Source organism: Kitasatospora sp. NPDC059747, assembly GCF_042732955.1.
GTDB lineage: Bacteria > Actinomycetota > Actinomycetes > Streptomycetales > Streptomycetaceae > Kitasatospora.
In genome coordinates, this window is sequence record NZ_JBHWGV010000072.1 from 7972 (window position 1) to 24049 (window position 16078).

General features: G+C 71.8%; 1 protein-coding gene. It reads right to left on the bottom strand.

The annotated features are described in order from the left end of the window. Window positions 1–93: 93 nt before the first annotated feature. Complete coding sequence (locus ACFV4G_RS27770) at window positions 94–15756, bottom strand: hypothetical protein (protein ID WP_380444834.1); 15663 nt, start codon at window positions 15754–15756, stop codon at window positions 94–96. Between the last annotated feature and the right edge of the window lie 322 nt (window positions 15757–16078).

Below are 16078 nucleotides of genomic sequence, written 5' to 3' on the forward strand. Positions count from 1 at the left end.
GGGCCACAAACACCCCCCCGGCCCGCCCCCCCCCCGGGAAACACCACCGCCGGGGGCGCCGGGCGCCCGGGGCCGCCCGGCGGTGTCCGCGGGTCAGCGCCGCGAGCGGCGGACCGCGATCAAGCCGCCACCGAGCACCAGGAGCAGCACCGTGAGCAGCAGGGCCGGCTTCGGGCTCCGGCTACCGGTGGGCGGCAGCGGGGGCTTGGTCGTCGGGCTGGGGCTGGGCATGACCTGGACCGTGGTGGTGGTCGAGCAGTTCCCGCTCACCGCCCGCCGTGCGCCGCCGGCGCCGTTCCCACCGCTGGCGCCGGAGCAGTTGGAGCCGTCGGCGCTCAGGCGGTTCACGAGCGTCGTGCCGCCCGCGCCCGGCTTCACGGTCACGGTGTACGTGAGCGTCTCCGTCGCTCCGGGCCGGATGTCCAGCGTCCACGTCAGCCGCGGCGCGGAGTAGGCCGTCCGCCCGCTGCTGGCATGGGCGTTGGCGTCGTACCCGGCGCCGTCCAGGACCCCGGACAGGTCGTCGGTGACGACGGCGCCGAAGTACGTGCCGCCGGCCCGGTTGGTGGCGGTGACGGTGTACGTCACGGTGTCACCGGCCTTCGGGTCGGACGGGCTCGCGTGCTTGGCGAGGAGCAGGTCGTGCTTCACCGTGATCGGCTCCGTCGGGGTCGCCACCGCCGTGTGCGTCGGCGTCGTCGGGTCCGGACCGCCGGTCACCACCACGGTGTTGACCGGGACGGCCGTGGCGTTCGGGTCCAGCGTGCCGGTGAGCGTCCAGGAGACCGTCGCGCCGACCGGGACCTCGACGGCCGGGCAGGTCGCCAGGCCGTCCGTGACCGGGCACGGCGTCCCGTCCGCGTCGGCCGTCATCGAGGCCCCGTTCACCCCGGCGGGCACCTGGTCGGTCACGACCACGTTCCGGGCCAGCGAGGGCCCGTCGTTGGTCACCGTCACCCGCCACTGGATCTGCTGCCCGGCCACGACCGGGGAGGTCAGCAGGACCTTGGCGACGGTCAGCCGCGCCTGTGCCGAGGGCGAGCCGGACGGCGGGGCCACCGCCGTGTGCGTCGGCGTCGCCGGGTCCGGACCGCCGGTCACCACGGCCGTGTTGCCCGGGGTGCCGGTCGCGGCCGGATCGAGCGTGCCCGTCAGCGTCCAGGTCAAGGTGACGCCGACCGGGATCTCCACCGCCGGACAGGTCGCCACGCCATCCGAGATCGGGCAGGTGACACCGCCGGGCCCGGTCATCGCGGCGCCGGTCACACCCGCCGGCACCCGGTCGCTCACCACGACGCCACGCGCCACGGAGGGCCCGTCGTTCGTGACGGTCACCCGCCACTCGATCGGCGCCCCGGCCACGACCGGGCTGGTGACGAGGACCTTCGCCACGCTCAGCCGCGCCTGCGCCGAGGGCGAGGACGTCGGCGAGGCCACCGCCGTGTGGGTCGGGGTGCCCGGGTCGGGCCCGCCCGTCACGGTGGCCGTGTTGGCGGGCGTGACGGTGGCACCGGCGTCCAGCGTGCCGCTCAGAATCCACGTCCGGGTCGCGTCCACCGCGATCCCCACACCCGGGCAGGTCGCAGTGCCGTCGGCGATCGGACACGCGGTGCCGTCGTCGGCCGTCATCGAGGCGTTCGACACCCCGGTGGGCACCCGGTCGCTCACGACCACGTCACGGGCAGCGGACGGTCCGCGGTTGGTGACGGACACCTGCCACCGGACCTGCTGCCCGGGCACCACCGGATCGGTGAGCAGCACCTTCGAGACCGACAGCCGCGCGTCCGGCACCGGCCCGACGGTGGGGCTCGCCACCGCCGTGTGCGCGGTCGTGCTCGGGTCCGGACCGCCCGTGACGATCACGGTGTTGGTCGGCGTGACGGTGGCGGCGGGGTCGAGCGTCCCCGTCAGGGTCCAGGTCAGCGTCACACCGACCGGGATCTCCACCGCCGGACAGGTCGCCACGCCACCGGCGATCGGGCAGTCGCTGCCGTCCTGGGCGCTCATCGACGCATTCAGCACGCCGTCCGGGACCTTGTCGGCCACGACCACGTTCCGGGCCCGCGAGGGACCGTTGTTGGTCACCGTCACCCGCCACTGGATCTGCCGGCCGGGCACCACGGCGTCCGTCGCCAGCACCTTCGACACCACCAGGCTCGCCTGCGGCTCGGGACTGCCGCTCGGGGAGGCAGTGGCGGTGTGCACCGAGGTGCTCGGGTCGGGCCCGCCCGTGACGGTCACCGAGTTGGTCGGTGTGGCCGTGGCGTTCGCGTCCAGCGTGCCCGTCAGCGTCCAGCTCGCCGAAGAACCCGCCGGGATCTCCACCGCCGGACACGTCGCCACACCACCGCTGATCGGACAGACGGTCCCGTCCGAAGCCACCATCGAAGCGTCGTTCACACCCACCGGCACCCGATCACTCACCACCACGTTCCGAGCACGCGAGGGCCCGTTGTTCGTCACGCTGATCCGCCACTGGATCTGCTGCCCAGGCACCACCGGATCGGTGACCAACACCTTGGCAACCACCAGATTCGCCTGCGGAGAAGGCGAGCCGGACGGAGACGCCACCGCCGTGTGCGAGGACGCCGTCGGATCCGGACCACCCGTCACCGTCACCGAGTTGGTCGGCGTGACGGTCGCATTCGGGTCCAGCATGCCGGACAACGTCCACGTCATCGTCTGCCCGGCCGGGATCTCCACCGCCGGACACGTCGCCACACCACCGCTGACCGGACAGACGGTCCCGTCCGAAGCCACCATCGAGGCGCTGCTCACCCCCGACGGCACCCGGTCGGTCACGACCACGTTCCGAGCCCGCGAAGGCCCGTCGTTTGTCACGCTCACCCGCCACTGGATCTCCTGCCCAGGCACCACCGGATCGGTGACCAGGACCTTCGACACCGTGAGGCTCGCCTGCGGAGACGGGGACGAGGTCGGCGACGCGACGGCCGTGTGGGCTGTGGCCGACGGGTCCGGACCACCGGTCACCACGGCCGTATTCGTCGGCGTCACCGTCGCGTTGGCATCCAGCGTGCCCGTCAGCGTCCAGCTCGCCGAAGAACCCGCCGGGATCTCCACCGCCGGACACGTCGCCACACCACCGCTGATCGGACAGACAGTCCCGTCCGAAGCCACCATCGAAGCGTTGTTCACACCCACCGGCACCCGGTCGGTCACAACGACGTTCCGAGCCCGCGAAGGACCGTTGTTCGTCACGCTGACCCGCCACTGGATCTGCTGCCCAGGCACCACCGGATCGGTGACCAGGACCTTCGACACCGTGAGGCTCGCCTGCGGAGAAGGCGAGTTCGACGGCGAAGCCACCGCCGTGTGCGAAGACGCCGACGGATCCGGGCCACCCGTCACCGTCACCGAGTTCGTCGGCGTCGTGGTCGCGTTGGCATCCAGCGTGCCCGTCAGCGTCCAGCTCGCCGAAGAACCCGCCGGGATCTCCACCGCCGGACACATCGCCACACCACCGCTGATCGGACAGCTACTCCCGTCCGAAGCCACCATCGAAGCGTTGTTCACACCCACCGGCACCCGGTCGGTCACGACCACGTTCCGAGCCCGCGAAGGCCCGTTGTTCGTGACCGAGACCCGCCACTGGATCTCCTGCCCAGGCACCACCGGGTTCGTCACCAACACCTTGGCAACCACCAGATTCGCCTGCGGAGAAGGCGAGTTCGACGGCGAAGCCACCGCCGTGTGCGAGGACGCCGTCGGATCAGGACCACCCGTCACCGTCACCGAGTTCGTCGGTGTGACCGTCGCATTCGGGTCCAGCGTCCCGCTCAGCGTGTACGACGCCGTCTGCCCGACCTCCAGCTCGATCGCCGGGCAGGTGGCGACGCCGTTGCCGATCGGGCACCTGGTGCCGTCCTCGTCCGAGACCATCATCGCGCCGGACACCCCGTCCGGGACCCGGTCCGCGACCACGACGTTCCGCGCGCGGGACGGCCCGTTGTTCGTCACCGACACCCGCCACTGGACCGTCTGCCCCGGCACCACCGGGTTCGTCACCAGCACCTTGGTCACCGAGAGCCGTGCCTGCGGCGACGGCGTCCCGGTCGGGCTGGCGACCGCCGTGTGGGCCGACGTGCTCGGGTCCGGGCCTCCGGTCACGACGGCCGTGTTGCCGGGCACGGTGGTGGTGTCCTGGGCCAGGGTTCCCGAGAGCGTGTAGGTGACGGTCCGGCCGACCGGGATCTCGACCCCCGGACAGGTCGCCACGCCACCGGCGACCGGGCAGGCCGTCTTCGTCGCGTCCGGCGAGAGCGAGGCGCCGACGACTCCGTCCGGGAACCGGTCGCTGACCACCACGTTCCGGGCCTGGCTCGGGCCGTTGTTGGTGACGCTGATCCGCCAGGCGATCGGCTGCCCCGGCACCACCGGGTTCGTCACCAGCACCTTCGACACGGACAGGCTCGCCCGCGGCTCGACCGTGTCGCCGGCCTGCGCCGTCGCGGTGTGCGCCGTGGCCGTCGGGTCGGGTCCGCCGGTGACGGTCGCGACGTTGACCGGGGTGCTGGTCGCCACCGGGTCGAGCGTGCCGGTGAGGGTGTAGGAGACGGTCCCGCCGGCCGGGATCTCGACGGCCGGGCAGGTCGCCGTCCCGCCGGTGACCGGGCAGGCCGAGCCGTCGGCGTCCGCGATCATGCCCGCACCGTTCACCATCGCCGGGATCGTGTCGGAGACGACCACGTTCCGGGCCCGCGACGGACCCCGGTTGGTCACCGTCACCCGCCACTGGATCTGCTGCCCGGGCACCACCGGGTTGGTCAGCAGCACCTTGGCGATGCCCAGGTTCGCCTGCGGCGTGGGCGAGTCGGACGGCGAAGCCACCGCCGTGTGCGCGGACGCGGTCGGATCAGGACCACCGGTCACCACCACCGTGTTCGTCGGCGTGACCGTCGCGTCCGGCGCCAGCGTCCCGGTCAGGGTGTACGAGGCCGTCTGGCCGACCTCCAGCCCGATCGCCGCGCAGGTCGCCGTTCCGCCCGCGACCGGGCACGTGCTCGCGTCGGCGTCCGACTGGAGGACGGCGTTGTTCACCCCGTCCGGGATCCGGTCCGTGATGACGACGTCGCGCGCCCGGGACGGGCCGTTGTTGGTCACCGTCACCCGCCACTGGATCTTCTCGCCCGGCACCACGGGATCGGTCAGCAGCGCCTTGGCCACCGTCAGACTGGCCTGCGGTGACGGCGAGTCGGACGGCGACGCCACCGCCGTGTGCGTCGGCGTGGCCGGATCCGGCCCGCCGGTCACCACCGCCGTGTTCGTCGGCGTCACGGTCGCGTCCTGCACGAGCGTGCCGCTCAGCGTGTAGGTCCGCGTCTCACCGACGGCGAGCTCGATCGCCGGGCAGGTGGCCGTCCCGTTCGCGATCGGGCAGACCGTCCCGTCGGCGGAGGTCATGCTCGGACCGCTGACACCGTCCGGGACGCGGTCGGCGACCACGACGTTCCGCGCACGCGACGGCCCGTTGTTCGTGACGGACACCCGCCACTGGATCTGCTGCCCGGGCACCACCGGATCCGTGACCAGCACCTTCGACACACTCAGACTCGCCCGCACCGACGGAGAGTTGGACGGCGAAGCCACCGCCGTGTGCGTGGAAGCCGTCGGGTCCGGACCGCCCATCACCGTCACCGTGTTCGTCGGCGTGGCCGTGGCATCCTGCGCCAGCGTGCCCGTGAGCGTCCAGGTCAGCGTCTGCCCGGCCGGGATCTCCACCGCCGGACACGTCGCCGTACCGCCGCTGATCGGACAGGCGGACCCGTCCGCATCCGCCTTCATCGAGGCGCCGTTCACACCTGCGGGCACCTGGTCCATCACCACGACGTTCCGCGCCCGCGAAGGGCCGTTGTTCGTCACCGTCACCCGCCACCGGATCTGCTGCCCCGGCACCACCGGATCCGTCAGCAGCACCTTCGACACGGAGAGCCGCGCCTGCGGAGTCGGGGACGAGGTCGGCGAGGCCACTGCCGTCCGCGAGGACGCCGACGGATCGGGCCCGCCGGTCACCGTCACCGAGTTCGACGGCGTCGTGGTCGCGTCCGGGTCCAGCGTGCCGGTCAGCGTCCAGCTCGCCGAGGACCCCGCCGGGATCTCGACGGCCGGGCAGGTCGCCGTCACGTTCGCGATCGGGCACGCGGTGCCGTCCGCCGCCGTCATGCTCGCGTCCCGGACACCGGCCGGCACCTGGTCGGTGACGACGACGTTCCGCGCCCGCGACGGACCGTTGTTGGTCACCGTCACCCGCCACTGGATCTGCTGCCCCGGCACCACCGGATCCGTCACCAGCACCTTGGCCACGACCAGATTCGCCTGCGGAGAAGGCGAGTTCGACGGCGAAGCCACCGCAGTGTGCGTGGAAGTTGTCGGATCCGGACCACCCGTCACCGTCACCGAGTTGGCCGGCGTGGTGGTCGCATTGGGATCCAACGTCCCGGTCAAGGTCCAGTTCATCGAGCCACCCGCCGCGATCTCGACCACCGGGCAGGTCGCCGTGCCACCGCTGATCGGACAGACGGTCCCATCCTGGGCTGTCATCGACGCGTTCAGCACACCGCCCGGGACCTTGTCGGTCACGACCACGTTCCGCGCCCGCGACGGACCGTTGTTCGTCACCGTCACCCGCCACCGGATCTGCTGCCCCGGCACCACCGGATCCGTCACGAGCACTTTGGAGACCGTCAGGTTCGCCTGCGGCGAAGGCGAGTTGGACGGAGACGCCACCGCCGTATGCGTGGAAGCCGTCGGGTCCGGGCCACCGGTGACCGTCACCGAGTTGGTCGGCGTGGCCGTCGCGTTGGCGTCCAGCGTGCCACTCAGCGTCCACGTCACCGTCTGCCCGACCGGGATCTCCACCACCGGACAGGACGCCACACCGCCGCTGATCGGACAGACGGTCCCGTCCGACGCCGTCATGCCCGCACCGGACACTCCGTTCGGAACGGTGTCGGTAACGACGACGTTCCGGGCACGAGAGGGCCCGTTGTTGGTGACGCTCACCCGCCACTGGATCTGCTGCCCGGGAACCACGGGATCCGTCACCAGCACCTTCGACACCGACAGATTCGCTTGCGTCGATGGCGAGTTGGACGGAGACGCCACCGCCGTATGTGTGGAGGCTGTCGGGTCAGGACCACCCGTCACCGTCACCGAGTTGGCCGGCGTGGCCGTGGCATCGGAGGCGAGCGTGCCCGTCAGCGTCCACGTCACCGCCTGCCCGACCGGGATCTCCACCGCCGGACACGTCGCCACACCACTCGCGATCGGGCAGTTCGTCCCATCCGCATCCGCCCGCATCGAAGCGTCGTTCACACCGGACGGCACCTGATCGCTCACGACCACGTTCCGGGCCCGCGACGGACCGTTGTTCGTGACCGAGACCCGCCACTGAATCTGCTGGCCAGGCACCACCGGGTTCGTCAGCAGCACCTTCGACACGGTCAGGTTCGCCTGCGGCGACGGCGAGTTCGACGGCGAAGCCACCGCCGTGTGCGAGGACGCCGACGGATCAGGACCACCCGTCACCGTCACCCCGTTCGTCGGCGTGATGGTCGCGTTGGAGTCCAACGTGCCGGACAAGGTCCAGCTCGTCGAGTCACCGGCCGCGATCTCCACCGCAGGACAGGTCGCCGTGCCGCCGCTGATCGGGCAGGCGGTGCCATCAGCCGCCGTCATCGAGGCGTTGCCGACACCCGCCGGGACCTTGTCGGTGACGACCACGTTCCGCGCCCGCGAGGGCCCGTTGTTGGTCACCGTCACGCGCCACTGGATCTGTTGCCCGGGCACCACCGGGTTCGTCAGGAGCACCTTCGACACCGACAGATTCGCCTGCGGAGACGGCGAGTTGGACGGCGAAGCGACAGCCGTGTGCGTGGACGCCGTCGGATCCGGACCACCCGTCACCGTCACCGAGTTCGAGGGCGTCACCGCCGCGTCGGAGGCGAGCGTCCCGGTCAACGTCCACGTCAGCGTCTGGCCGGCCGGAATCTCCACCGCCGGACACGTCGCCGTACCGCCACTGATCGGGCACGGGGCATTGTCGGCGTCCGCCTTCATGCTCGCACCGGACACCCCGCTCGGCACGGTGTCGGTCACGACCACGTTCCGCGCCCGCGACGGACCGTTGTTCGTCACCGTCACCCGCCACTGGATTTGCTGCCCCGGCACCACCGGGTTGGTCAGCAGCACCTTCGACACGGACAGATTCGCCTGCGGAGACGGCGAGTTGGACGGCGACGCAACCGCCGTGTGCGTGGACGCCGTCGGATCCGGACCACCCGTCACCGTCACCGTGTTCGCTGGCGTGGAAGCCGTGTCGGAGGCGAGCGTCCCGGTCAACGTCCAGGTGAGTGTCCTACCCGACGGAATCTCCACCGCCGGACAGGTCGCCGTCCCGCTCGCGATCGGGCAGGACGTCCCGTCAGCGTCGGCGCGCATCGAGGCGTCGTTCACACCGGACGGCACCTGGTCGGTCACCACGACGTTCCGCGCCCGCGAGGGACCGTTGTTCGTGACGCTCACCCGCCACTGGATCTCCTGCCCGGGCACCACCGGGTTCGTCACCAATGCCTTCGACACGGTCAGGTTCGCCTGCGGAGACGGCGAGGACGTCGGCGACGCAACCGCCGTGTGTGTGGAAGCCGTCGGATCCGGGCCACCTGTGACCATCACCGTGTTCGTCGGCGTGACGGTCGCATTCGGGTCGAGCGTGCCGGACAGCGTCCACGTCAGCGTCTGCCCGACCGGGATCTCGACCGCCGGACACGTCGCCAGGCCATTGGCGATCGGACAGTCGGTCCCATCCGAAGCCGCCATCGAAGCGCTGTTCACACCCGCCGGCACCTGATCCGTCACCACGACGTTCCGCGCCCGCGAGGGACCGTTGTTCGTGACGCTCACCCGCCACTGCACCTGCTGGCCGGGCACCACCGGGTCGGTGACCAGCACCTTCGACACCGTGAGGCTCGCCCGCGCCATCGGGGACGACGTCGGCGACGCGACGGCGGTGTGCGCGGTGGTCGACGGGTCGGGCCCACCCGTCACCACGGCCGTGTTCGACGGCGTCGTGGTCGCGTTGGCGTCCAGCGTGCCGGACAGCGTCCACGTCGACGTCTGCCCGACGGGGATCTCCACAGCCGGACACGTCGCCGTGCCACCGCTGATCGGACAGGTGGACCCATCCGACGCCGTCATGGAAGCGTTGTCCACGCCCGACGGCACCCGGTCGCTCACGACCACGTTCCGAGCCCGCGAAGGACCGTTGTTCGTCACGCTGACCCGCCACTGAATCTGCTGCCCGGGCACCACCGGATCCGTCAGCAGCACCTTCGAGACGGTCAGACTGGCCTGCTGGGATGGCGAGCCGGACGGCGAAGCCACCGCCGTGTGCGTGGACGCCGTCGGATCCGGACCACCCGTCACCGTCGCCGAGTTCGCGGGTGTGGCCGTCGAGTCCGAGGCGAGCGTGCCCGTCAGCGTCCAGGTCACCGTCTGCCCTGCCGGGATCTCCACAGCCGGGCACGTCGCCGTACCGCCGGCGATCGGGCAGTTGGCGCCGTCAGCGTCGGCGTGCATCGAGGCGTCGTTCACACCGGACGGCACCTGGTCGGTCACCACGACGTTCCGCGCCCGCGAGGGGCCGTTGTTCGTCACGCTGACCCGCCACTGGATCTGCCGGCCAGGCACGACCGGGTTGGTCACCAACACCTTGGCCACGGTCAGGTTCGCCTGCAGCGACGGCGAGTTCGACGGCGAAGCCACCGCCGTGTGCGAGGACGCCGACGGATCAGGACCACCGGTGACCGTCACCGAGTTCGTCGGCGTGGCCGTCGCGTTGGCGTCCAGCATGCCACTCAGCGTCCACGCCACCGTCTGCCCGACCGGAATCTCCACCGCCGGACAGGACGCCAGGCCATTGGCGATCGGACAGGCGGTCCCATCGGACGCCGTCATGCTCGGGTTGTTCACACCCGCCGGCACCTGATCCGTCACCACGACGTTCCGCGCCCGCGAAGGACCGCTGTTCGTCACGCTCACCCGCCACTGGACCTGCTGGCCAGGCACCACCGGATTCGTCAGCAACACCTTCGACACGGTCAGATTCGCCTGCGGAGACGGGGACGCGGTCGGCGAAGCCACGGCGGTGTGTGCTGTGGCTGAGGGGTCCGGGCCACCGGTGACGACGGCGGTGTTGGTCGGCGTCGTTGTCGCGTTGGCGTCCAGCGTGCCGGACAGCGTCCACGTCGACGTCTGACCGGCCGGGATCTCCACCGCCGGACACGTCGCCACACCACCGCTGATCGGACAGACGGTCCCATCCGAAGCCACCATCGAAGCGCCGCTCACACCCGCCGGCACCTGATCCGTCACCACGACGTTCCGAGCCCGCGAAGGACCGCTGTTCGTCACGCCGACCCGCCACTGGATCTGCTGCCCCGGCACCACCGGGTCGGTGACCAGCACCTTGGCCACGGTCAGGCTCGCCTGCGGAGTCGGCGAGGACGTCGGAGAAGCCACCGCCGTGTGCGAGGACGCCGACGGGTCCGGACCACCCGTCACCGTCACCGAGTTCGTCGGCGTGATCGTCGCGTCGGAGGCGAGCGTACCGGCCAGTGTCCAGGCTGCGGACGAGCCCGCCGGGATCTCCACGGCCGGGCAGGTCGCCGTACCGCCGGCGATCGGGCAGGACGTGCCGTCGAAGGCCGTCATGCTCGGGTCGTTCACGCCGGCCGGCACGGTGTCCGTGACGACGACGTTGCGGGCCCGCGAGGGGCCGTTGTTGGTGACGGTCACCCGCCACTGGATCTCCCGGCCGGGGATCACCGGGTCGGTGAGCAATGTCTTGGAGACGACGAGGTTGGCCTGTGGCGTCGGGGAGGAGGACGGCGAGGCGACCGCCGTGCGGGCCGTGGCCGAGGGGTCGGGCCCGCCGGTGACCACGGCCGTGTTGGTCGGCGTCGTTGTCGCGTTGGCGTCCAGCGTGCCGGTCAACGTCCAGGTCGGCGTTTGCCCGGCCGGAATCTCCACCGCCGGGCACGTCGCCGTGCCACCGCTGATCGGACAGGCGGTCCCATCGGCGTCCGCTGCCATCGAGGCGCCGTTGACGCTCGCCGGCACCTGATCCGTCACCACCACGTTCCGCGCCCGCGACGGACCGCTGTTCGTCACCGACACGCGCCACTGAATCTGCTGGCCCGGCACCACCGGATTCGTCAGCAACACCTTCGAAATGCTCAGCCCCGCCTGCGGCGTGGGCGTGGCGGTCGGCGACGCGACCGCCGTGTGGCTGGAGGCGGTCGGGTCGGGCCCACCGGTGACGGTCACGCCGTTGGTCGGGGTGGCCGTCGCGTTGGGGTCAAGCGTGCCGGCGAGCGTCCACGTCATTGTCTGCCCGGCCGGGATCTCGACGGCCGGACACGTCGCCACACCAGCGCTGATCGGGCAGGCAGTCCCGTCCGACGCCGTCATCGAAGCGCCGCTCACACCGGACGGCACCTGGTCCGTCACCACGACGTTCCGCGCCCGCGAAGGCCCGCTGTTCGTCACGCTGACCCGCCACTGGATCTGCTGCCCCGGCACCACCGGGTTGGTGACCAGCACCTTCGAGACGGCCAGATTCGCCTGCGGAGAGGGCGAGTTGGAGGGTGAGGCGACGGCCGTGTGCGTGGACGCCGACGGATCCGGACCACCCGTCACCGTCACCAAGTTGGTCGGCGTGGCCGTCGCGTCGGAGGCGAGCGTCCCGGTCAGCGTCCAGGTCAGGGTCTGCCCGGCCGGGATCTCCACCGCCGGGCAGGTGGCAACCCCGTTGGCGATCGGACAGTTGCTCCCATCGGCGTCGGCCCGCATCGAGGCGTCGTTCACACCGGAAGGCACCTGGTCGGTCACCACGACGTTCCGCGCCCGCGAAGGCCCGCTGTTCGTCACGCTGACCCGCCACTGGATCTGCTGCCCCGGCACCACCGGATTCGTCAACAGCACCTTCGACACCGACAGATTCGCCTGCGGAGTCGGCGACGACGACGGCGAAGCCACCGCCGTGTGCGAGGACGCCGACGGATCCGGACCACCCGTCACCGTCACCGAGTTGGTCGGCGTGGTCGTCGCGTCGGGGTCGAGCGTGCCGCTCAGCGTCCAACTCGCGGAGGATCCCGCCGGGATCTCCACGGCCGGACACGTCGCCACACCAGCGCTGATCGGGCAGGCAGTCCCGTCCGACGCCGTCATCGAAGCGCCGCTCACACCCGCCGGCACCTGGTCGGTCACCACGACGTTCCGCGCCCGCGAAGGCCCGCTGTTCGCCACGCTGACCCGCCACTGGATCTGCTGCCCCGGCACCACCGGATTCGTCAACAACACCTTCGACACCGACAGATTCGCCTGCGGAGACGGCGACGACGACGGCGAGGCCACCGCCGTGTGCGAGGACGCCGACGGATCCGGACCACCCGTCACCGTCACCGAGTTGGTCGGCGTGGTCGTCGCGTCGGGGTCGAGCGTGCCGCTCAGCGTCCACGTCCGCGCCTGGCCGGCCGGGATCTCCACCGCCGGGCAGGTCGCGACGCCGCTCGCAATCGGGCATTGCGTGCCACCCGGAGCCGTCATCGTCGGGTTGTCGACCCCGGCCGGGATCGTGTCGGTGACCACGACGTTCCGGGCCCGGGACGGGCCCGCGTTGAAGACGTTGATCTGCCACTGGATCTGCTGCCCGGGCACCACCGGGTTCGTCACCAGCGTCTTGCTGACCTGGAGGGCGGCCTCCGGCGCGGGCGTGGCGGTCGGCGAGGCCACCGCCGTGCGCGTGGAGGCGGACGGGTCGGGACCGCCCGTCACGGCCACCGAGTTGGTCGGCGTCGTGGTCGCGTTGGGGTCGAGCGTCCCGTTCAGGGTCCAGCTCAGCGACGAACCGGCCGGGATCTCCACCGCCGGACAGGTCGCCACACCACCGCTGATCGGGCAACTGCTGCCGTCCGCGTCGGCCTTCATCAATGCGCCGGTGACACCCGCCGGAACGGTGTCCGTGACGACGACGTTGCGCGCCCGCGACGGGCCGTTGTTGGTCACCGTCACCCGCCACTGGATCGGCGCACCGGGCACGACCGGGCTGGTGAGCAGCGCCTTGGAGACGGTCAGGTTCGCCTGGGGCGTCGGGGAGGAGGACGGCGAGGCGACGGCCGTGCGGGCCGTGGCGGACGGATCGGGACCGCCGGTGACGACGGCCGTGTTCGTGGGGGTCGTGGTCGCGTTCGGGTCCAGCGTGCCGCTCAGTGTCCAGGTGGCGGACGACCCGGCCGGGATCTCCACCGCCGGGCACGTGGCGACGCCGTTGCCGATCGGACAGGTGGTCCCGTCGGACGCCGCCATCGAGGCGCCAATGACGCCCGAGGGCACCTGATCCGTCACGACGACGTTCCGCGCCCGTGAAGGCCCGTTGTTCGTGACCGTCACCCGCCACTGGATCTGTGCGCCCGGCACGACCGGGCTGGTCAGCAGCGTCTTCGAGATGGTGAGGTTGGCCTGCGGGCTAGGCGTGGCGGTCGGCGAGGCGACGGCGGTGCGCGTGGAGGCGGACGGGTCGGGACCGCCGGTGACGGTCGCCGAGTTGGTCGGTGTGGTGGTCGCGTCGGAGGACAGCGTGCCGCTCAGGGTCCAGCTGGCGGTGCTGTTCACCGGGATCTCGACGGCGGGACAGGTCGCGGTGCCGTTGGTGATCGTGCAGGAGCCGCTGTCCTGGTCGTTGACCATGGCGGCGCCGGACACCCCGGTCGGGACCTGGTCCGTGACGACGACGTTGCGGGCCCGGGACGGGCCGTTGTTGGTGACCTTCACCTGCCACGTGATCTGCTGCCCGGGGATCACCGGGCTGGTCAGGAGGGTCTTGGAGACCACCAGGTTCGCCTGGCCGCCCGGCGGGATGGGGTTGGCGGTACTGGTGCACTTCGGCGAGCAGTTCGGGTCGGTGGCGCCGCTCGGCGGGGTGACGGTGGCCCGGTTGTCCAGCGAGCCGTTCGCGTCCGACGGCACCGTACCGGTCAGCGTGTAGGTCACCTGGCCGCCCGCCGGGATGTCGACCGTCGTGTCGATGTCGCCCGTGCCGGAGGGGGTGCTGCCACAGTTGCTGCCGCCGGAGGCCTTGCACGTCCAGGTGAAGGCCTGGATGGCGTTGGGCAGCTTGTCCTTGACCGAGGTGCCGCCGGCGTCCGACGGACCGTCGTTCTTCACCACGACGGTGTAGGTCAGCGGCTGCCCGGGCACGTACGGGTTCTTGTCCGGCGTCTTGGTCACCGACAGCCCGGTGGTGGCCCGTCCGGGGGTGTCGGCGGTGCTGGAGCAGGTCGGGCCGCAGTTGGCGTCGGTCGTGGCGCTCGGCCTGGTCACCGTCGCGGTGTTCGAGAGCGTTCCGGTGGTGGAGGACGGGACGGTGCCGGTGACGGTGTACGTGACCCTGCCGCCGACCGCGATCGTCGCCGTCGTGTCGATGCTGCCGGTACCGCTCGCGTCTCCGCAGCTGTTGCCGGAAGCGGCCGAGCAGGTCCACGTGAAGGCGGAGAGCGCGGACGGCAGGGCGTCCCGGACCGCCGCGTTGACGGCGGGCGCCGGGCCCGCGTTGCTCACCACGACGGTGTAGGTCAGCGCCTGCCCCGGGACGTACGTGGTCGGCGAAGCCGTCTTCTGGACGGACAGGCCGACCTGGGTCACCCACTCGATGACGATCTCGCCGTTGCCGCCGTCCGCGTAGCCGCCGCCGTCACCGATGCCGCTGCCGCTCACGTACTGGGCGTCGGTGCGGCCGCCCGAGGTGCCGCCCACGCCGTTGCCGGTGCTGTTGGTGCCGTTGGAGGTCTGCGTGTTGCCGACTCCGGTGCCCTTGTTGTAGCCGGAGCCGCCGCCGCCCATGCCGTTGGGGTCGAGGGAACCGCCGCGCTGGCAGGCACCGCCGCCGCCTCCGTAGTAGCCGCCGCCACCACCGCCGCCGCCCTCGTACAGTGCTGCGCTGGCGCCGCGGCCGCCCTGGTACTGGCTTCCGGCGCCGGTGGCCGCGCAGGCGGTCTGGGTGGCGCCCGCGCCGCCCGCGGTCTGGGTGCCGCCCCGGCCGGAGGCGGTCGGCTGGTTGTCCTGGCCGCCGTTGGTGCCGCCGCCACCACCGGCCGCCGGGGTCAGGGCGTCGGCGCCGGGCGAGGAGCCGCCGCCACCGCCGGCGATGAGCAGCGGGTTGGTGCCGTAGGCGCCGTTCCACACGGCACTCAGACCGCCGCCGCTGCCGCCGCTCGCCTGGGTCTTGCCCTGGCCGCCCGCGCCGCCGCCGCCGTACGTAGAGCTGGTGCTGTTCATCAGCCCGCCCTGCCCCACGGTGAGGGTGAGGGCCTGACCGGGCGTCACCGCCAGGGTGCCGGTGGTGTAGCCGCCGCCACCGCCGCCGTACTGGCCGGTGTAGTAGGCGCGCGGGGAGCCCGCGCCTCCGGCGCCGAAGACGCGGGCGTACACACTGCTCACGCCGGCCGGCACGGTAAAGGTCTGGTCGCCGCCGCTGTACGTGAACCGTGTGCAGTTGGTGAAGCCGCTGGACGGCGTGCACGCCACCAGGGCCCGCTGCTCCCCGGGCAGCCCCTGCGGCGCGTACGCGGGCGGGGCGGCGGCGAGCGCGAGCCCGCCCTGGGGCACCAGGCACAGCAGCGCGAGCACGCCCCGCATCGCCGTCGAGAACCGACCGCCGAGCAACGACCTCACCGGAGCCATCCGGCGTCTCCTCTCGCGACCGCGCACCTACGGGCGCAGATGTGCGGGCAACACGACAGTCACGCGAATGCACGCGTGCGCGATCAGAGATAGCCGAGGTAAAGCGCAAGTAAGGACAACCGTGGATCGTGTCATCGTATTTTCGGACCAAGATCCGCGCTTTCGGCCCACAGCCGGACACCGTTCGGCGCAGCATGCGGGCGGGGGCGGAAACGGAGGTGGGGGGGGGCCCCCGGGCCGGCCCCCCCCCCTGAAAGTTGGGGAGCCCCAAGCCGGCCCCCCCGGGGGGGAGGCCCCGCGCGCGGTGGGCGGGGTGGTTGTG

Excerpts from the sequence above, each read along its gene's own strand:
- ACFV4G_RS27770 (WP_380444834.1), bottom strand. The coding sequence starts at position 15,756 with ATGGCTCCGGTGAGGTCGTTGCTCGGCGGTCGGTTCTCGACGGCGATG.